The 20,761-nt window shown below is 43.8% G+C and carries 16 protein-coding genes; 11 read left to right on the forward strand and 5 right to left on the reverse strand.

Annotated elements, in window-relative coordinates:
- Positions 1-41 precede the first annotated feature (41 nt).
- The 5 genes from folC to ZX61_RS21855 all read left to right on the forward strand — a co-directional run bounded on the left by folC (position 42) and on the right by ZX61_RS21855 (position 4,738).
- Positions 42-1,307 carry a bifunctional tetrahydrofolate synthase/dihydrofolate synthase gene (gene folC, locus ZX61_RS21835; RefSeq protein ID WP_049846689.1) on the forward strand — a complete coding sequence of 422 codons (1,266 nt, stop codon included), beginning with the start codon at positions 42-44 and terminating at the stop codon, positions 1,305-1,307.
- Positions 1,308-1,847, forward strand: coding sequence for an SPOR domain-containing protein (locus ZX61_RS21840; protein WP_049846690.1), 540 nt, complete (start codon positions 1,308-1,310; stop codon positions 1,845-1,847).
- A gap of 63 nt (positions 1,848-1,910) precedes the next feature.
- Positions 1,911-2,402, forward strand: coding sequence for a CvpA family protein (locus tag ZX61_RS21845; protein ID WP_049846691.1), 492 nt, complete (start codon positions 1,911-1,913; stop codon positions 2,400-2,402).
- Positions 2,403-2,436: 34 nt separating this feature from the next.
- On the forward strand, positions 2,437-3,951 hold the full coding sequence (gene purF, locus ZX61_RS21850; protein WP_049846692.1) for an amidophosphoribosyltransferase: 1,515 nt from the start codon (positions 2,437-2,439) through the stop codon (positions 3,949-3,951).
- Positions 3,952-4,147: 196 nt separating this feature from the next.
- Entirely contained in the window at positions 4,148-4,738 is a 591-nt protein-coding gene (locus ZX61_RS21855; RefSeq protein WP_049846693.1) for a helix-turn-helix domain-containing protein, read from the forward strand.
- Between the two features lie 145 nt (positions 4,739-4,883).
- Here the strand turns inward: ZX61_RS21855 and znuB are convergent, their stop codons facing one another.
- The gene (znuB, locus tag ZX61_RS21860) at positions 4,884-5,669 is read right to left on the reverse strand and encodes a zinc ABC transporter permease subunit ZnuB (RefSeq protein ID WP_049846694.1); all 786 of its coding nucleotides are present in this window, start codon (positions 5,667-5,669) and stop codon (positions 4,884-4,886) included.
- Positions 5,662-6,447, reverse strand: a complete 786-nt coding sequence (gene znuC, locus ZX61_RS21865) for a zinc ABC transporter ATP-binding protein ZnuC (RefSeq protein ID WP_049846695.1) — start codon at positions 6,445-6,447, stop codon at positions 5,662-5,664. Before znuC ends, znuB begins: the two co-directional genes overlap by 8 nt.
- An 80-nt stretch (positions 6,448-6,527) precedes the next feature.
- On the opposite strand from znuC, the gene znuA reads away from it, so the two are divergent.
- From znuA to ZX61_RS21890, 5 genes are all read left to right on the forward strand, one after another.
- A complete protein-coding gene (gene znuA, locus ZX61_RS21870; RefSeq protein ID WP_049846696.1) occupies positions 6,528-7,415 on the forward strand; it encodes a zinc ABC transporter substrate-binding protein ZnuA in 888 nt (295 codons plus the stop codon).
- A gap of 221 nt (positions 7,416-7,636) precedes the next feature.
- A complete protein-coding gene (locus ZX61_RS21875; protein ID WP_049846697.1) occupies positions 7,637-10,930 on the forward strand; it encodes an AraC family transcriptional regulator in 3,294 nt (1,097 codons plus the stop codon).
- An 815-nt stretch (positions 10,931-11,745) separates the two neighbouring features.
- Complete coding sequence (locus tag ZX61_RS21880; RefSeq protein ID WP_049846698.1) at positions 11,746-11,973, forward strand: FeoA family protein; 228 nt, start codon at positions 11,746-11,748, stop codon at positions 11,971-11,973.
- On the forward strand, positions 11,973-14,249 hold the full coding sequence (gene feoB / locus ZX61_RS21885; RefSeq protein WP_049846699.1) for a Fe(2+) transporter permease subunit FeoB: 2,277 nt from the start codon (positions 11,973-11,975) through the stop codon (positions 14,247-14,249). Before ZX61_RS21880 ends, feoB begins: the two co-directional genes overlap by 1 nt.
- Complete coding sequence (locus ZX61_RS21890) at positions 14,246-14,476, forward strand: FeoC-like transcriptional regulator (protein ID WP_049846700.1); 231 nt, start codon at positions 14,246-14,248, stop codon at positions 14,474-14,476. The genes feoB and ZX61_RS21890 overlap by 4 nt, the downstream gene beginning before the upstream one ends.
- Before the next feature lie 81 nt (positions 14,477-14,557).
- Here ZX61_RS21890 and ZX61_RS21895 read toward each other — a convergent pair whose 3' ends face one another.
- Both ZX61_RS21895 and argS read right to left on the reverse strand, forming a co-directional pair.
- The gene (locus ZX61_RS21895) at positions 14,558-14,986 is read right to left on the reverse strand and encodes an HIT family protein (RefSeq protein ID WP_049846701.1); all 429 of its coding nucleotides are present in this window, start codon (positions 14,984-14,986) and stop codon (positions 14,558-14,560) included.
- Between the two features lie 137 nt (positions 14,987-15,123).
- On the reverse strand, positions 15,124-16,857 hold the full coding sequence (gene argS / locus ZX61_RS21900) for an arginine--tRNA ligase (protein WP_049846702.1): 1,734 nt from the start codon (positions 16,855-16,857) through the stop codon (positions 15,124-15,126).
- Between the two features lie 248 nt (positions 16,858-17,105).
- Between argS and ZX61_RS21905 the strand changes: the two genes are divergently transcribed.
- Entirely contained in the window at positions 17,106-17,705 is a 600-nt protein-coding gene (locus ZX61_RS21905) for a VOC family protein (RefSeq protein ID WP_049846703.1), read from the forward strand.
- Here ZX61_RS21905 and ZX61_RS21910 read toward each other — a convergent pair.
- On the reverse strand, positions 17,702-20,476 hold the full coding sequence (locus ZX61_RS21910) for an insulinase family protein (protein ID WP_049846704.1): 2,775 nt from the start codon (positions 20,474-20,476) through the stop codon (positions 17,702-17,704). The genes ZX61_RS21905 and ZX61_RS21910 overlap by 4 nt on opposite strands.
- Positions 20,477-20,761: the final 285 nt, after the last annotated feature.

A 20,761-nucleotide genomic window follows, 5' to 3' on the forward strand; every position in this document is an offset into this window, starting at 1 on the left:
AGCTCACTAACAAGCAACCGCAATCAATTGGTTATAGTTAGATGAGTCAAACCCAAATTCCTCAAGCCACATCTCCACTATCGATGTGGCTTGATTATTTAACAAACATCCACACCTCTGCGATAGATCTAGGTCTAGACCGCGTCCAAGCTGTCGCTCAAACAGCCAATCTTACTAAACCTGCTGCTACTGTTATTACTGTCGCTGGTACTAACGGCAAAGGCTCTACATGTGCGCTGATGGAAGCAATTTTGCTCGATGCTGGCTATTCTGTTGGTGTCTATAGCTCACCACACCTTATTCGTTACAACGAGCGTGTCCGTATTAACGGTGAAGAGCTAAGTGATGACAAGCATGCGCAAGCGTTTGATTTTGTTGAAAAACAACGCGGAGAAATAAGCTTAAGCCTATTCGAATACGGAACGCTAGCAGCACTGCGCCTTTTCCAAACAGAGAAAGTGGATATTGTTCTGCTGGAGGTCGGCTTAGGTGGTCGTCTTGATGCGACCAACGTGGTGGATCATGATGTCTCTGTGATTACCAGCTTAGCGATTGATCATGTTGACTGGCTTGGTGACGATATTAACGTCATCGGTTTCGAAAAAGCGGGAATTTACCGTAGTGGCAAACCGGCGATTTGTGGTCAACCCAAAGCGCCATCAACCGTTGCAGCTCAAGCTGATGACATTGGTGCTGAGTTCTATGCAGTTGATATACAGTACAGCTACAAACTACAAAGTGAATCAATTTGGCAGTGGACACATGGAAGCTACACCTTAGAAGATTTACCTGTCCCAAACTTACCACTGCAAAACGCCGCAACGGCGCTTATGGCACTTGCGACAGCGAACTTAGACTTAAGCGACGTAAATATCGTTAATGGCCTCAAAAACGCTCAGTTACCGGGACGTATGCAAGTTATCAGCACTAAGCCAACCATCTTGCTTGACGTTGCTCACAACCCGCACTCAGCTGAATATTTGGTTGAAAGAGTTGAGCAGCAGTACCAAGGTAACAACATTCATATTGTGGTGGCTATGTTGCATGACAAAGACGTTGAAGCGACGCTAAATGCGCTAAGCCCAATCGCTGCCAATTGGTATCCTGCTTCTCTTTCTGGTCAACGTGCGGCAAGTTCTGAGGAGCTATGTCAGTATCTTCCGTCAGGTACAACCCAGTATCCAACTCCAGTAGAAGCATTTGAAGCAGCAATGACAAACGCCAAGCCTCAAGATGTCATTCTAGTTGTTGGTTCTTTCCACACTGTGGGTGAAGTACTAGAGTATTGGCAAAACAAAGGTGAATAAATGGCAAGTAAATTTCAAAACCGCCTCGTTGGTACCATCATCCTTGTCGCGATAGGGATTATTGTTTTACCAGACGTGCTAGACGGCAAGAAAACCCATTATAAAGAAGAGATCGCTAGCATTCCTCTTAAACCTGAGCTTGATAGTGAGTTAGAGAGTTTTGAAGTGTTAGATCCGGTTGATGATAGCCAAAGCTTACCTGATACACCAGTTGAGGTAACCATCTCGAGCAACGAACCAATTGAAGAAGATAAACCATTACCAGTGGTGGTAAAAGAAGTTCCAGAGCGCAACGAGTACCAAGATAGTGCATGGATCGTTCAATTAATGGCATTAAAAAATGCCGACAATGCTAAAAATCTGGTGAAAGATCTACAAAAGCGCGGTTATCAAGCTCACACAAAACCCGAAAATGGTTTTACACGAGTCATTATTGGTCCTGATGTATCAAAGAGTAAGCTTGAGCGTCAGATCATTGAACTAGAAAAAATTACTGGTTCCAAAGGTCAGTTGCTCAAATTTAAACCACTAAATCCATAAGAAAACGTTTGCGTCAGCGTTTTTTCTGTTAAAATGCGCGCCAACTTAAGATGTAAGTACAGAATGAATCCGTTAGATATTGTCATTTTAGGTGTGATCGGCCTGTCGGCTTTGATCAGTTTAGTTCGTGGCTTCGCTAAAGAAGCGTTGTCATTGGTGATTTGGTTTGGGGCGTTTTTTATCGCGAGTCAGTACTACGCGAAGCTAGCGGTCTACTTTACCAATATCCAAGATGAGATGGTTCGTAATGGAGCCGCGATCGCAGCCTTGTTTATTGCAACCTTAGTTGTGGGTGCTCTCGTTAACTACGTGATCTCTCAACTAGTGCAGAAAACAGGCTTGTCGGGAACAGACAGAGTATTAGGCATCGTCTTTGGCGGTTTGCGTGGTGTTCTAATTGTTTCTGCCGGACTATTTTTTATGGATGCGTTTACTTCGTTTCCAGATTCACAGTGGTGGAAAGGTTCTCAATTGGTGCCGGAATTTAGCCGCGTCATTGCCCCTTTCTTCGAACACTTACAAGCAACATCTAGTTTCTTATCTGGCGCGCTATAACGCGCCAGTCATTGTCAAAATCGAGGGTTAGGACATGTGTGGTATTGTTGGAATCGTGGGCACTTCGCCTGTAAACCAGTCTATCTATGATGCATTGACGGTATTGCAGCACCGTGGCCAAGATGCCGCGGGTATTTGTACCATAGAAAGCAATCGTTTTCGTCTGAGGAAAGCGAACGGTTTGGTGAAGGATGTGTTTGAAGCAAAACACATGCAAAGGCTCCAAGGCAGTGTGGGTATCGGTCATGTTCGCTACCCTACCGCGGGCAGTGCAAGCTCTTCTGAGGCTCAACCATTCTACGTAAACTCTCCATTTGGTATTACGCTTGCACACAACGGTAACCTTACCAATGCAGCCGAAGTTCGTGAGAAATTGTTCGAGAAAGATCGTCGTCACGTAAACACTACTTCAGATTCAGAAGTTCTGCTCAACGTGCTTGCCCATGAAATTGACACCGTAAAGGGGAATGTCACGGCTGAAGACGTGTTCCGCGCAGTGACCAATGTCCATCGCACTATTCGCGGTGCTTACGCAGTTACAGCAATGATTATCGGTCATGGCATGGTGGCGTTTCGTGATCCTAACGGCATTCGCCCTCTATGCCTAGGTAAACGAGAAGTAGCAGGTAATGTCGAATACATGGTTGCTTCAGAGTCTGTTGCTCTCGATGCTGTAGGGTTTGATTTCCTACGTGATGTAGCGCCAGGTGAAGCGATTTACGCTACATTTGATGGGCAACTTCATACTAAGCAATGTGCCGATAACCCAGCACTAAACCCATGTATTTTTGAATTTGTCTACTTTGCTCGACCTGATTCATTTATCGACAAAATCTCGGTATACAGTGCCCGGGTTGAAATGGGCAAAAAACTAGGTGATCGTATTCGCGACGAGTACGAGCACCTAGATATCGATGTGGTTATTCCAATTCCAGAAACTTCATGTGATATCGCGCTTCAAATTGCCCAAGCGATTGATAAACCTTACCGTCAAGGCTTTGTGAAAAACCGCTACGTAGGTCGAACCTTCATCATGCCGGGTCAGCAGCAACGTAAGAAATCGGTTCGTCGTAAGCTAAACGCGATTCGTTCTGAATTTAAAGATAAGAACGTTCTACTAGTAGATGACTCTATTGTTCGCGGAACTACCTCAGAGCAGATCATTGAGATGGCGCGTGATTCAGGTGCGAAAAAGGTATTTATGGTATCAGCAGCACCAGAAATTCGTTTTCCGAACGTGTACGGTATTGATATGCCAAGCGCGACTGAGTTGATTGCTCATGGCCGTGACAACGATTCAATCTGTAAGCAAATTGGTGCTGATGAGCTTATCTTCCAAACACTTGAAGACCTTGTTGATGCAGTCGGCATGGGTAACCGCGATGTCGAGAAGTTTGAAACATCAGTATTCAGTGGCGAATACGTTACAGGCGACATCGACCAAAGCTACCTAGACTTCTTAGAATCCCTACGCAGCGACGATGCAAAAGTACAGCGTGAGCTCCAGCAAGACCTAGCTAACCTAGAGTTGCATAACGAAGGTGCTTAACGCTGCGCTCGGGAACGGGCTTCGCTGCTGGAAAGCAACCTAGTTTATGATAACTAAATTAAGCCCTAACGCCCCACTTAAGTGGGGCGTTAGCAGTTTGTCACCCCTTTGACGCATTATTGGCGTTAAACTGTCGTATAAGAAATTTGGAATTATTATATGCTTTGGACATCAAACATTAGATGTTGGACGTGTGATGAAGGTTAATACAAAAACAATACTCAATGAACGTAAGTCAAGGGCATGGAGTCAACAACATTTAGCTGATGTAAGTGCTTTAAGTTTAAGAACAATTCAAAGAGTTGAGAAAGAAGGTGCAGGTTCACCTGAAACAGTGAAGGCACTAGCGGCTTGTTTTGAATTAGATGCTAGTGAACTGCTTCTACGAGAAGAGACTAGAAGAAATTCATTCGAGATAAATATCAGAACGAAACTGGCTGCAATGTGTTCTTCATTTATCGTCATTTTTGTCAGCACGATTATGTTTTTTGTGCAGCCTACAATGGCTTCAGATATAGAAATTAGTGCGGATCAGATAGAAAGTTCTGATGAAAATAACTATCAACTATTTAGTGGTAATGTAGAAATATTTGTGCCGGAAGAGATTACTTTTGAAGTCGAATCTGATGAACTTTGGGGGACCGAAGCAGCTTCAGTTGTCACGGGGAGTGTGAAGGTAGTACTAGATGAAGCTACATTGGTAGTAGGTGATGGTGTGATCATCAAAGTCGACAACGGTATAAAAATAACTACAGATTACGCCGAACTGCGCCCTTTACCACTATGATAGAAAACTGCTAACGAAAGCGTAAGGTTTCAAGATCCTCTTTCTAATCTGGCCAAAATTGTTAGAGCTATAATCTAAAATATTCCTGTCCAAAAATAAAAAGAGCTGGCGTAGAACGCCAACCCTCCGAAACTGTTCCAGCTCTCTAGCTCTTAACCCGATACATCTGACTCAGCATAAACATCGCTGTCGCGCTGATTACTACTGATGGGCCGGCAGGTGTGTCGTAGTGCCAAGACATGCTTAAACCAAGTAGAACAGCAATTGCACCAATGACAGAGGCGAGTATCGCCATTTGTTCCGGCGCTTTGGCGAAGCGGCGTGCGGTTGCTGCTGGGATGATCAGTAGTGACGTCATAATCAGAGCACCAACGAACTTCATACCAATGGCGATGACAAGGCCGACCATAAGCATTAGGATTAGGCGCATCAGATCAACGTTATGGCCTTCTACGGCTGCTAGATCTTCATTTACTGTGGTAGACAAAAGTGAGCGCCAGAATAAGGTCAGCACTGCTGAAACAACTGCCACACCAATATAGATATATACGAGATCTTCTGGCGTTACTGCTAACAAGTCGCCAAATAGATAACTCATTAGGTCAATACGCACGTTATCAAGAAAGCTTACTGCCACTAAACCTAGCGATAGGGCGCTGTGTGCAAGAATACCTAATAAAGTATCGGTCGCGACTAACTGTTGTTTTTGTAACGTCACTAAGATAACCGCTAACGCTAAGCAACAAACAGTCAATGCGAGATACAGGTTAATATCGAATAAGAAACCGAGCGCGAGCCCCATTAGAGAAGCGTGAGCTAGCGTATCACCAAAGTAGGCCATACGGCGCCAGACAACAAATGAACCCAAAGGGCCGGCGATTAATGCGATACCTAAGCCCGCTAATATTGAAGGTAGCAAAAACTCAATCATGATGATGGCCGTGAGAATGGTTTGAACAGATTTCTGCATCACCGTCGACGGGCTCTCCGGCTAAGTCATGATGGTGATGGTTGTGTTTATGGTGATAGAAGGCAAATGGCTGCTGATGCGTATGACCGAATAGTGCTATATAGCTTGGGTGCTGTGCGATTTCTGCAGGTGCACCAGAACAGCATACATGGTGATTGATACACACTACGTCATCGGTTTTTGCCATCACGAGGTGTAGGTCGTGTGAAACCATAAATACAGCACAGTTGAAGCGATGACGAATCGTGTCGATTAGCTCGTAGAGATCAATTTGCCCTTGAACATCGACACCTTGCGCAGGCTCATCTAGCACCAATAAATCAGGACGTTGTAGAAGTGCACGCGCAAGAAGTACTCTTTGGTTCTCGCCACCCGAAAGAGAGTGCATGTTACTCTTGAATAGGTGTTCTGCTCCAACGAGTTTAAGCGCATCATTCAGTTCTTGTTTACTGTATTTGCCCGCCAAACGCAGAAATCTTTCTACATTCAGGGGCAGCGAGTCATTGAGCCTAAGTTTTTGTGGCACATAACCAATCTTGACACCTTTGGTCTTGGTCACTTTACCGTTATAGTCTTTCAATAACCCAAGAAGCACCTTGACTAAAGTAGATTTACCCGCCCCGTTTGGGCCAATCAAAGTGGTAATTTCACCTCTATTGAGGCGTAGAGATATATTGTCGAGTACTTTGCGTTCACCAAATTGAACGTTAATACTATTGAGTTCGACTAGAGCCGACATGAATGGAACTCATTTGCAATTGACTAATGTTATAATGTAACATTTATTCACTCTTTTAACCAGTCGGTAATCACCAATCTATGAAACGTTTTCTAATGGCTTGTGCAATTGTTGTTGCAAGCCCGTCTTTTGCTCAAGCATCAGAGGTTTTAACTAGCATCAAGCCAATTCAGCTCATCACGGTTGAGTTGACAAAAAATATCTCACAACCTGATGTACTCCTTGGTTCAAACACCTCACCTCATGACTACGCATTACGCCCTTCAGACGTAAAACGCCTGCGAAATGCGGATCTCGTTGTTTGGTATGGTAATGATTTAGAACCGTTTTTAACTAAAGTTCTTAAAGACCAAGACAATGTACTGACATTGAGTGATATCAATGGCTTAGAGTTGCGTGAGTTTGCTGGTGGTCATCACGATCACCATGATCATGACGGCCATGACCATGGTTCTCACGATCCGCACTTTTGGTTAGGTTATAAACCGACTATGCAAGTTGCTGAAGCGATCACGCAAAAACTTGTTGGGTTAGATGTGACCAACAAAGCTGAGTACGTAAAAAATCTAGAAGCGTTTAAGCAGAAGTTAACCGAACAGAAAGTGGCAATAACTAAACAGTTAGCGCCAGTTGCCGATGCTGGCTACTATGTCTTCCATGATGCTTACGGTTACTTTGAGCAAGATTTCCCACTTAATCATCTCGGTTATTTTACGGTGAGCCCTGAACGCAAACCAGGGGCCAAAACACTGATCGCTATTCGTAAAACGTTAGCGGCAGAAAAAGCGCTATGTGTTTTTTCAGAGCCACAATTTACTCCTGCGGTTGTAGAGTCTGTCATTCGAGGTAGCAAAGTCAAAACAGGTGTACTGGACCCGCTGGGGATAGAAGTAGAAGCCGTTGTTGGCGGATACTTTGAATTCAAACAGAATCTTGCTGATAGCTTTAGTCGTTGCTTGGTGCATTAACGTGATATTCAGCCAAAGACTCTCGAGTCTTTGGCTGACTACCTATCTGTGAACTGATCGAAAAAGTCGTCAACTAATTCTCTTCCTTACTTGTTAATCCCGCTATTTACTAGATAATTATTACCACAAAATAACAATAGAGCCTGCCAAGGTTCAGAATCGCGCACGATTGGTAACTTTCATTTGCTGCTAGGGATCGGATTATCTTGAATAAGTTTATAATGTTGCTTCTTTTGCTCCTACATACCGGAGTATCTTTAGCTGCAAATACTTCGCCTAAGTTGTTTTACCCTTTGCCAACCTTAGCGCAAGGAAAAATTTTCGCGGCGAAGCAGTTATTCTTGGCTGATGATGGCGGCATTTGGTTTCAAGATGTGCGAGACCAAGTCCTTTTTTTTGATGGTCAACATATTCTTCCTGAGAAAGGCTCTGCACTTGATCACGAAGCCTCACATATCGCTTTTCTAGACAATGCATTCTGGTCATTCTTCCAAAACGAAATCTACCGCACTGTTCCTAATCAAGAAAAAGAGTTGGTGTTTAGTCTAACGCCCGGAACCGAGATTTTAAGAATTGGTTCATCGAAGCGTTATATTTGGGTGTCAGATGAAAGGAATTTTTATACTTATCATATCGATACCGGAGAATTTCAAACCTTCTCTTTAATGGTGCTGTATAAATATAATCAATCGTCGCAAATTACGATTAATGATGCCAAATTCATTCTATCTAAATGGGTAGTAGCGACGAATGCGGGGGTGTACTTATCTGATGGTGAGCAGTTTGAACACGTTCCAAGCTCCGGGAAAAATTATGTTGAGAAACTCTATTTTTCTGAAAAACGTCGAGAATTGATTGTTGGCTCTTTGAACGGGGCACTGATTTTTAATATCCAAAAGCCTCAGAAACCGATAAGAACCATTTCGGGTAGTCATGTTTTAAGTATCACAGAAACAAGCCAAGAGTACTGGATTGGAACAGAAAAAGGCTTATACGTTTATACCTTTTTGACAGGAGAAACTCAGAAATTTGAACATGGGATTGGTGCTGGAAACAGTCTTGCTGGGGAAAAGATCTATTCGTTACTTAATGACAATACAGGTGGTATTTGGGTTGCAACAGATCGAGGGGTGAGGTACTTCTCACTCTATTCGCATAAATTCACCCGCTACTCCAATGAAGCTATGTCGCTCCTTAGTCGCGGGGAGAAAACACTCGAGATCTATCGAAGTAAAGGGCAAGACGGATACTGGTTGCTGACCAACAAAGGAGTCTTTCGCCTTAACTTACTCAATTTGGCGTCACGTCAGCAACTATATAGAGGGAATGTTTATGACCTGGAAGAACGCGACGGTGTACTGTGGTTAGCGACTGATGATGGAGTCGTGTGTGTGAATGCAGATACTGGGGAAGTGATCGATGATGACCTACCAAACTTTCTGAAAACGACCAAGGTTAGATTTATTGAGTTCGATCACCATCAAATGTTGTGGGGGGCGAGTGAGACTGAGCTTTGGAGTTACCAACCCGGTAGTCGCAAACTGACTCAGTACGGTTCTGATTGGATGATCGACAAGTATTTACCCGCTCAGTTAACGCATATGCATGTGACTTCTCAAGACTATGTGATGTTGGGGACAGAACATGGTATGTACATGGTGCAGGACGGGCAAATTAGCTTTGTTGGAGAGAGTATTCCCTATGGTGAAGTCATCGATACTGCGCAAGTTTCAGAACAAGAGCTTTGGGTGGCAAGTCGTTATGGATTGTATCGTCTAGACCTTGATAAAAATAGAGTTGAGCCGATCGATATGGTCGATGGGCACGTGACGCCAAAATGCTTAATCAAAAACCAAGATGGTATCTGGTTGACTTCGTCCACAGGGCTATCACGTTACTCATCAAACGGTGCACTTAGTCAGCACTATGGAGAGCCTTTCGGGGTGATTAGTAACGAGTTTCTTTCTGGTGTATGCAGCTTTGGGAGTGACAGTGAACGAACAATTCTGTTGGGAGCAAAAAGTAGCTTGGTTAAAGTCAACACTCAGCAGCTTGTTGTGAGTCGCTTACCTGATACACGGGTAATATTTAGCCAGATAAAACATAACCAAAAGCTATTTTCATTAGCCAATACACTAAAGCAGACTCCAGAGATTGGTTATGGCGAGTCGATTTTCTTCCAGTTTGGTTTTCTTCCCAGTTCAAGCAACATTAATCTTGAGTATCGACTAAACCAAAGCAGCGAGTGGCAAGTATTAGAGGGGAGCACATTGACCATAGAACACCTTATGCCAGGAGAGTATCAGCTTGAGGTGCGTCCAATAAGACACAATCGAGTAAAAGGTGACAGCAATAGCTACCATTTTGTGGTGACAGAACCTTGGTTTTTAAGCCATGTCGCTTTTGCCATTTATATATTGGCGATTCTGATCATTATCGCGATCATTGTTTATTGGCGCTCTCGGTTGATGGCAAAGTCAAACCGTGTGCTTAAGGCTCAAGTGGCACTAAAAACCAACCAGTTACGTCATCAAAGTAGAGTGTTGCTAGGTAATAACAACCAGTTACGTAAACAGCTTCAAGTACGTTGGTTGATCTACAGCCAGTCTATCAGTGGTCTAAAAGAACGGCTCAAAGTCGTGGGCTCTAAAGAACTCGCCCCGGAACAGCTAGTTGACTATGTACAACGAGAGTTAGAGATGTTGGTCAATGTAAGGTCTACCAATGGACAAGCGTTACCCGTTTTTAATCTAACCATGATATTGCATTCGGTTATCAGTAGCTGGAAAGATGAGTTGGCTAAAGTGGGAGTCAATGTCACTTTTGAATCGGACACAGAGCTACATATATGCCTGACTGATTTTAATCTTGATGAGATCTTCAACCTGGTGTTTGACGGCATTCTACGTCGTTGTTACCGCAATCAAACCGTTGTAATTCAACTTACCCAAGCAGAAGGTAAAGTTACGTTTTCTATGCTCGATCAAGGCGATGCCTTTGACGCAAGTACAGCTAGCGCTAGCTCCTCGGAAAACTTGCATGAGCTCGTTGCACAAAGTGGTGGCGAGATGAGTGTGTTCAGTTCAGATGAGAGAAATTTACTGGAGATTAGTTGGCAAGAAAGTGTGTCATTTGAACGTAGCCCTGTTGTAATGTTAGATGAGGAAGATGGGGCTGACTTAGTGCAAGATGATCCTTGGCTTTCAAGAGTGGTGAAAGTGGTTGAATTGAACTACACAGATCCTGACTTTGGTACTTCATCTGCAGCCAAGATGCTTTACGTTTCTGAGCGTAGTCTACAGCGACGATTTAAATCGTCGGTAGAGAAAACTTTTACTGAGTATTTGACTGAAGTGCGCTTAGATAATGCTTGCCGACGCTTGCTGGCCGGAGAGAAGGTGTCGGACGTTGCCTTTGAATGTGGCTTCAATGATCCATCTTACTTTAGCCAAAGATTTAGACATCGCTTTGGTATGTCACCGACGCAGTTTGTTGAACAACAAGGCGATTATTAGCGATCGTATGAACTGCAATCCATCCTTTGTTTCCTAAGTTATATCAATCTCTGTTCTCTGATAGGCCTTGAATGCTTAATTCAGCACTATCTCTGAGAGCCACGTCATTGCAACTTTAAGAATGCGCGGATAGCCATACTTCACTACAAACTGTGTGTCGACTATTGATATAAATCACTGGGTTAGTACTACGTTGTACGTGGATGTGGTGTTAAGGATAAGAAAAAAATGTCGTGGTATAGTCGGGGAGACTATACCACGGGTGTCAATGACACCTTCGCTTGCTGCCGGAGTGACGCTGATGCGTCACCTCTGGAATTTTAATGTCGTCTTAAGGGCGTTCCCTCTTGACGTGATTAACTATAGCGAGGTGGACTTTTTTTACTTATAAAATTAACGCCAAGGTGACATAAGAAAAGCGACACTTAATTAAGTATATGTTTTATTTGAACTAATTTGTTTGCTTGATATTCAGTTGAGTGATTGTTGGGTCGAGCTGATAACTGGATAAGTCTTTTTTGACGAAATTGACGAGTATTGTTTTGACGTTTTTAGAGCAGGGCCTGTGGAGCGATATCTCTACCAATTGTGCTAGTAATCGCAAGAGCTGTTGCTTCAATATCTGCCTATATCACATCACCCCATCTTTACGCTCATACTCCACTTATATATCGCTTCTTTTAGTAACCAGTTACTGACCCCGATTTTCTCGAAACATGAAAACATTGATTTCAGGCAAGATCTGTTAAAACAATTGAAGATAGAATTGTAAGCACAAATGAAAATATTTCTCATTACAAATAACTGGTATGATAATGAAACTCTCACAACTACAACAGGGACAAGGTGCGACCATCACTGGGCTTTCTGAGCTCTCTACGGATGTGCGTAAAAAATTGATGGTTATGGGGCTTCTGCCGCAAACACCTGTCACATTAATTCGAAAAGCACCGATGGGAGACCCACTCCAAGTAGAAGTTCGCGGGGTTTCGCTAGCAGTACGTGTCAATATTGCTGATGCAATTACAGTGGAGGCAAACTGATGGAATACAAGATTCTTACGGTAGGTAATCCAAATAGCGGTAAAACAACGCTTTTTAACGGACTCACTGGTGCCAAGCAACAGGTAGGTAACTGGGCGGGCGTTACCGTCGAGAAAAAAACAGGTAAGTACTCACATTCTAGCGACGACTTTTTACTTACCGATCTGCCAGGTATTTACGCTTTAGACAGCGGCAATGATGGAAACAGTATCGATGAGTCTATCGCTTCTAGGGCTGTGCTGACTCATCCTGCTGATTTGATCATCAACGTAGTCGATGCGACTTGTCTTGAGCGTAGTCTCTATATGACGTTGCAGTTGCGTGAACTTGGTCGTCCTATGGTTGTTGTACTCAACAAGATGGATGCCCTAAAACGTGAACGCCAAACCATCGATATTAAAGCTTTGGAAAAAGTGCTTGGTTGCCCAGTTATGGCTATCTCGGCCAACAACAATTCTCAAGTTCAGGCATTTAAAGAGCGTTTACATAAAACGCTTGTACAAGGTGTTGCACTGGATGAACTGCGCCTTAATTATGGTCAAGAATTTGAATCAGCAATTGAACAAGTACAGCCACTATTTGCAGATCATTCAGAGGTTGCTAAGCGTGCTTTGGCGATTCGAGCACTTGAAAATGATGTGTTGGTACTGAACTCTCTATCTCAACAGCCACGTACAATGGCGCTAGCTGCACAACGCAATGTAGAGCTAGACGTTGATTTGCTTGTCGCTGATGTCAAATATACGTTTTTGCACGAACAGTGTAAGAAGGTACGCCGCTCAGAAGGTAAACTCAGTCACAGCTTCACAGAGAAGGTTGACGCTATCATCCTAAACAAATGGGTGGGTGTACCGTTTTTCTTTGTTGTAATGTATTTGATGTTTATGTTCTCGATCAACATTGGCAGTGCCTTTATCGACTTTTTCGATATTGGTGTTGGTGCTCTGCTGGTTGATGGCGGTCACTACTTGTTAGACGATCACCTTCCTGTTTGGCTGGTGACACTGTTAGCTGATGGTGTCGGTGGCGGTATCCAAACTGTTGCGACATTTATTCCCGTTATTGCATGTCTATACCTATTCTTAGCATTACTAGAAAGCTCGGGCTATATGTCTCGCGCTGCGTTTGTATTGGACAAGGTCATGCAAAAAATTGGCTTACCAGGAAAAGCGTTCGTTCCGCTAGTGTTAGGCTTTGGTTGTAACGTACCTTCTATTATGGCCACCCGCACACTCGATCAGGAGCGTGAACGCAAATTAGCGGCCTCGATGGCGCCATTTATGTCATGTGGTGCTCGTTTACCCGTTTATGCTTTGTTCGCTGCTGCATTCTTCCCTCAAAGTGGTCAGAACATTGTATTCTCACTTTACCTGCTAGGTATTGTTGCCGCAGTGTTCACTGGTTTGGTACTTAAGAAGACACTTTACCCAGGTTCAAGTGATAGCTTGGTGATGGAAATGCCGGACTATGAACTACCGACGATTCGTAATATCGTGATTAAAACATGGCAGAAATTAAAGCGCTTTGTTTTAGGGGCGGGTAAAACGATCGTGGTTGTTGTTACTATTCTTAGCTTCCTAAACTCTGTAGGTACAGATGGTTCATTTGGCAACCAAGACAGCGAAAACTCAGTGTTATCAAAAGCATCACAAATCGTGACGCCTGTCTTTGCTCCTATTGGTATCCAAGAAGACAACTGGCCTGCAACAGTAGGTATTATCACTGGTATTTTTGCGAAAGAAGCCGTAGTGGGTACATTGAATAGTTTGTACGCACCAAGTGAAGAGGAAGGCGGCGAGTACGATCTGATGGGAAGTCTAGAAGAGGCGGTGATGTCTATTCCAGACAATCTAGCAGGGCTTAGTTATTCCGATCCACTTGGTATTGAAGTGGGCGATCTTTCTGACAGCCAAGCGGTAGCAGAAGAGCAAGAAGTTGATGCTTCAATCTTTGGCAACCTAAAAGGTTACTTTGCTTCCAGCAATGCGGCATTTGCCTACCTAATCTTTATATTGCTGTACACGCCTTGTGTGGCCGCTATGGGGGCCTATGTGCGTGAATTCGGTCAGAAATACGCTCGCTTTATCGCGGTATGGACTATGGGGCTGGCATACGGAAGCGCAGCCTTATACTACCAAGTGACGCACTTTACTGATCACCCTGCGTCAAGTTCGGCGTGGATTGCTGGTATTTTGTTGATGAGCTTTGCGACATACAGAGTGCTTAAATCTGTCGGTACCAAACAAAATCAAACGCTAGAGGTACAAGTTGCATGATTCTCTCTGATCTAAAGCTGTGTATCGAGCAAAGTGCTGGTATTTCTCGTCGTGAGTTAGCGAAGAAGTTTGCGATGAGCGAGGATGGGGTAGACGCGATGCTGTCTGTGTGGATTAAAAAGGGCAAGATCTCAAGGTTTGTTGATACTAACTCTTCAAAAAATGTCACTCGGATTAGATACGCAAAAGTCAATGATGACGCTTTAGCTCTGAATGTCACCATGTAATCGGAGACTAATGTTAAAAAGCCGTTCTTGCTAGAAGAACGGCTTTTTTAATGTCCGACGTTTTATTAGTAGGCTTAGAATCTATGCGGCGGTAAATATCGAGCTTAAAGAAAGGACATTCTTAATTCGGTATAGAAGTCTACCTTGCTCATCATCGCTGCGGAACTTACCTTTGGTATTTCCCCAGACAGGACCAGGCCAGGCAACGTCATCTTTAAAACGAGCGATATGATGAATATGAAGCTGAGGAACCATATTGCCGAGTGCGCCAAGATTTAGCTTATCAGGTTGGAATGTCGCTTCTAACGCTTGGCTTACCGCTTGTGATTCAAGCAAGAATTGCTGTTGCTCTTTCATTGGTAAGTGATGCAACTCTTTTAAGTTGTTTCGTTTAGGCACTAAAATTACCCAAGGAACAGCGTTGTCTTTATGCAGTAGGGCAATGCATAAAGGGAATTGACCAATCACAGTGGTATCTTTAGCGAGTTGAGGATGCAGTTCAAAACTCATAGTCGTAATCCATTTTCATCCGATTGTGCCTAGTATACGCCAAATAAAACAAAAGGTTGACGCTCTCGCACCAACCTTCATTCTAGCTCTCTAGCTCTCTAGCTCTCTAGCTCTCTAGCTCTCTAGCTCTCTAGCTCTTACATACGCTCTAGCGTATCGATACCAAGCAAAGAGAGACCTTGCTTGATTGTTTTTGCAGTAAGTGCTGCTAGCTTCAAGCGGCTTTGCTTCACAGACTCATCTTCACTGCTTAGGATTGGGCATGCTTCGTAGAAGCTTGAGAATTGACCCGCAAGTTCGAATAGGTAACTACACATGATATGCGGTTGACCTTCACGAGCAACAGATTGAACCGCTTCTTCGAATTGAAGAAGTTTGGCAATCAGTGCTTTCTCTTTGTCTTCAGTTACTTTGATCTCACCAGATAGCTCGTCCATAGAGATACCCGCTTTAGCGAAGATAGAAGAAACACGAGTAAAGGCGTATTGCATGTAAGGTGCAGTGTTACCTTCAAATGCTAGCATGTTGTCCCAATCAAACACGTAGTCAGTGGTACGGTGCTTAGATAGGTCTGCGTATTTAACCGCTGCCATAGCAACAGTTTTCGCGATGTTGGCTTTCTCTTCAGAATCAAGGTCAGCGTTCTTAGACTCAATCAGTTTAATTGCGCGCTCTTCTGCTTCATCTAAAAGATCGGCAAGACGAACCGTGCCACCTGCGCGAGTCTTAAATGGACGACCATCTTTGCCTAGCATCATACCGAAAGCGTGATGCTCTAAAGAGACTTCTTCCGGTACATAACTCGCTTTACGAACGATAGTCCAAGCTTGCATTAGGTGCTGGTGCTGACGAGAGTCGATGAAGTACAGTACGCGATCTGCACCGAGTGTTTCGTAACGGTACTTGGCACAAGCGATATCAGTGGTGGTGTATAGGAAACCGCCATCACGCTTCTGGATGATAACACCCATCGCTTCGCCGTCTTTGTTCTTGTACTCGTCTAGGAACACAACTTGAGCGCCGTCATCTTCTTGCGCTAGGCCTTGCTGCTTAAGGTCAGCAACAATGCCAGGTAGCATGTCGTTGTACATACTTTCACCCATTACGTCATCACGAGTTAGAGATACGTTTAGGCGGTCGTAGTTACGCTGGTTTTGAACCATAGTAACATCAACAAGCTTTTTCCACATTTCAGCGCAGTATTCGTCACCGCTCTGAAGTTTTACAACGTAGTTACGTGCTCTTGCAGCGAACTCTTCGTCTTCGTCGTATAGCTTTTTAGATTCGCGGTAGAAGGCTTCAAGATCTGAAAGCTCCATTGAGACTTCACCAGACTCTTTCTGTACGCGCTCAAGGTTGGCGATAAGCATACCGAATTGAGTACCCCAGTCACCAATGTGGTTGGCACGGATAACTTTATGACCAAGGAACTCTAGAGTACGAACAACAGCATCACCGATGATGGTAGAGCGTAGGTGACCGACGTGCATTTCTTTTGCAACGTTGGGTGCAGAGTAGTCAGCAACGATTGTTTTTTGTTCTTCTGCGGCAACGCCGAGACGAGTGTCAGCGAGTGCTGCATCTGCTTGCGTCGCTAGAAACTCTTCGCTAAGGAATATGTTGATAAAACCAGGACCTGCGATTTCTGTTTTGCTCGCAATACCTTCTAGGTCCAGAACATCCAATACTTTTTGCGCGAATTCGCGTGGGTTAGTCCCTAGTTTTTTTGCAACGCCCATAACGCCATTTGCTTGGTAATCACCAAACTGAGGTTTTGCAGATTGACGAACTGCTGCAGGGCTGCCTGCAGGTGCGCCAGCGGCTTCTAAAGCCTGAGAAACTTTGTCATTAATAAGTGCTTGGATATTCACACGCGCTTCCTTCAATTCTTGGGAATTGGTTAGCTATGCATTCGTTATCACTCGGCTGGTTCATCGACAGGAGCCGTGAATAATATCCAACAAGTGGAATGAATGCATATCTCGATCTTGTTCATAAATTTGGCGCACATAATAGCAACTTTATTGCTTCGCTTATAGGGAGTTAACTGGGAAATTTTCTACTTTTCCTGACGATCTTGTTAGTATTGGGGAAAAATCAACACATTGGGTATGAAAAAATGTCACAACCGCTGTTCAACGCTGAATTAATGCCTTCTCAAATGAAAACAAACCTTGATGAATTTATGCATAAAATTCAAGGTTTAAGCGATACTTTGCATATTAATCTCAAGCCATTTCAGGCTGATCATATCGCTTTGCGTATCAATGATGCTGAACTAGCGAAATTAGCGCATCAAGAGTGGCAAAAAGAAGGGAAGGTCATTTCGAATGCTCAGATTAATGGCCGCTCAATCATCGTAATTCTGTTTGAGCAAGCTTTGAATAGCCATGGTTGGGATATTGAGTGCTTGGAACTGCCTTACCCAGCGCCCGGGAAAATCTACCCAAAGCAGAATTGGGAGCATGTCGAGTTTGTTGTTCCTTCAACTGCGCAAACCGCAGATGATTACCTAGTAGATTTAAAGAAGCAATTTCCTGATTTTGCGGCTCAGTGGGAGCGACTGTCAGATCTTGGGATCAAAACCAAGCTATCAAGCCCGAAAGGGGAAGGTGAGCGTTTGAACAACCCAACGGTTGCATTTAAATGGCAAGGGGTGTGCATTAAGCTTCACCCCCATTCATTGAAGAACATTGTTGAATCTGAGCAGGCAGGCTAGCCTAACTCAATATCTTGTGGTCTTAATTGGAACTCTTCAATTGAGCCTATTTCCATACCTAGGTTAAGCGTCTCTGATTCATGATGCGCGTTACCCTGAGTGTGCATTATGAGTCGATTCGCTGTGCGTGGTTTGAGTTCATTGACCACGAAGCGAATCATATCTGTGCGGGTTAAGGTTTTGAGCTCCTCCAAAACCACCTCTTTCTGATTGAAATCCGTATCTTTATTGCCAATAGCAACCCACAGTCGCTGAGCGCGGCCGCGTAAGGTGGTATCAGGGGTTGAGATCTGATTCCATAATCCCCGTTTACTGCTATGCCATTGGTACTCGTTTAGCTCTAATAGCACCATATAGAATGCGTTGAGGAATTCATCTATTGAGCTGATCAAGTCAATCGGAGCAGCGTTGGGAGATTGCACATACAACGCAATACCTGGGTGTCGATTTAGTGGTAAGTTGCCTGTACCTACCATATAGCCAAGCTGCTGCTTAGTACGAATCTCATGGAAAAAGGTGGCTGACATTAGGTGGTTGGCTAATGAATATAGGGCGATACTTTTTGGACTAGTGTCGTCACATTGATAGTAGAGTACCGTCGCTGAGTCTTCTTGATCGCAGAACACTTCGCGTTGGAACGAGCCATTTTTACCTAACATAACCAGTGGGCGTAGTGCTTCTTCATACTGTTGGTTTTGCACTCTAAGTGCATCTTTTAAGGTGTGACCGAGAGCAAGGGCGTCGGCTCGAGTCCAATCTCCGTAGACAAACATTTCAACATGCAACTCAGCTAGTATGGCTTCGACAAAACTTGCCAACTCATCGACTTCGATTGATTCCAGTGCTTCCACCAATACTGAGTAAGGTGGGTTGTTTGGTTGTAAAATCCCAGTAAGTGCATTGAAAAGCTGTGAAATTGGACGATCTTGAGCTGAATTACGCCAATTTCTTAGTAATTGCTGTTTGATGGTATTAAATCTCTGGCTACTGAACTCACGTTGGGCGAAGCGAGTTAAGATCTGCTTCATCAGTTCTGGCTGTTTTTGACTAAAGCCTGAGATGGTTAACGTTACTCCCCCTTGATGAGCATACATGTTGTAACCCATCCCTGCGATTTCTGCTTGATAAGTATCAGCAGCGAGGCTGTCTAGAAACATCTCGACGCAGAGGCGAGTCTTAACAATATTGCGTGGGTTGGCTACGGCATGAGGGCTATCAATGGCGATATAAACCACGCCTTTTGGGACGCGAAATTCATCGTCTTGCAAGTGCCAAAGTTTAAAGCCTGGTAACTCTTCTAATACTTGTGGTACAGAGTGAGAAATCTCTAATTCCTTTGGGTCTAAGTCATAGCAGATAAAAGGATTCTTTTCGGGCAGTTCAAAGACCAATGGGCTAGGACGTAAGTAATGTTCTATTTGCTCATGGGCTAATGCACTTACAGAATAAGGTGTGAAATACCATTTAGCCGCTTTGGTGTATTCATACCCATGTGCGATAAGTGTTGTACGGAGATTGGCCGGAGTGAAATATTGCAACAAAGATTTTAGGACGGACTCGTCATAGTGATTCATCATGAAATCACCATAAACAACATCCTCTTCTTGATAATGCTGCATATTAATAACTAAATGGCTGACTAAATCGAGTGAACGAGTGGGCTCTTGAAAACGAAATGCTGACTCCAAGACCGCTTGCTTTTCTGCGTATCGCCACTCATCTAGCCCCTTCTCGCTAATCAAAGAGATATAGCTAAAGACAGCCTGGGTAATATCATCAATGTGATCGAGGCCAAGCGGAGTTAACGCGCAGCTAACGGTAAATTCACGATAGTTGCTGCCACTGGTGCCACCGCCAGCAGATAGAGAGGTGATCCAGTCTTTGTCTTTGAGTGTTAGCATTAAACTGCCGCTACCTTCATAACCTAACAAGTGGGCAAAGTAAGACAGAGGTTTGCTTTGGTAGTACTGATCCATGCTTGGCATAGGAAAGGTAAGAATCAGTTTTCGGATCTCCTTTACGGGTTCTACTTTGACCAAAATCGAGGTTGAATACTGATCAGTAAATGGCGTTGTAATGCACTTTCCGGCTAATTGATGATTTGGGATCGCTGAGAACTTTTCATGACACATTGTTTCAAGTTCATCTAGATCCTGAGGGCCAGTCACAGCCAACGTCATTAAATCGGCAGAATACTGCTCGTAGTGGAAGGCAATAATTTCCTCTCTGATCGACTCACCGTTACGATCCTCTAATGTTTCTAAGTTGCCAACAGAAAACTTACTAAAGGGATGAGCGGGATTGACAATTTCTTTATGGACTTGATAGAGCCTTCTTGAATCATCATTGAGTTTAAGTTTGTATTCAGACTCAACAGCTAGGCGTTCTTTGTCTAATGCTTCGGGGTTGAAAAGTGGGGCGGTAAAAAACTGACTGAAGCGATCTAGGCTTGACTCGAATGCATTGGGTGTTACATCGAAGAAGAAGCAGGTGTGTTCGGTACCTGTCCACGCATTATTACTGCCGCCATGCTGATTAATATAGCTTTGAAATTCTCCGACTTTGGGGTATTTTTCTGTGCCCAAAAACAACATATGTTCTAAATAATGGGCGAGACCTTCTCTATCGGATGGGTCGTCGAAGTGACCCACATTGACCGCGAGGGCTGCTGCTGATTTTTGCGCACCTTGATCGTGAATCAATAAAACCCTGACTCCGTTAGCTAAGGTAAGATAACGATATTGGTTCGTATCATTGGGGCTAATGTGCACAGTACACTCTCCGAAACTGTTTAAGTGGTCTTATAGACAATAGAGTAATTATGACTCGGATGTAGTCGACTGCAAACTATCTGTTTGAGAAATATGAGCAAAATGGGTCAAAGAACTGAACTGATTAGCTTTAAATAGTGTTAAGAAAGTCGGGGTCTTTAGTTAGAGAGTTGATATAATTGTTTATAGGTCCACGCTGATGTTGGGGCCGAAATAGCTCAACACTTGATAACAATGAAGCTGTGTTTAAACCAGCACGACAAAAATAAAACCGCGCCAGAAATA

The sequence above is a fragment of the Vibrio sp. VPAP30 genome (assembly GCF_001188205.1).
In the GTDB taxonomy this organism is placed as follows: domain Bacteria; phylum Pseudomonadota; class Gammaproteobacteria; order Enterobacterales; family Vibrionaceae; genus Vibrio; species Vibrio bivalvicida.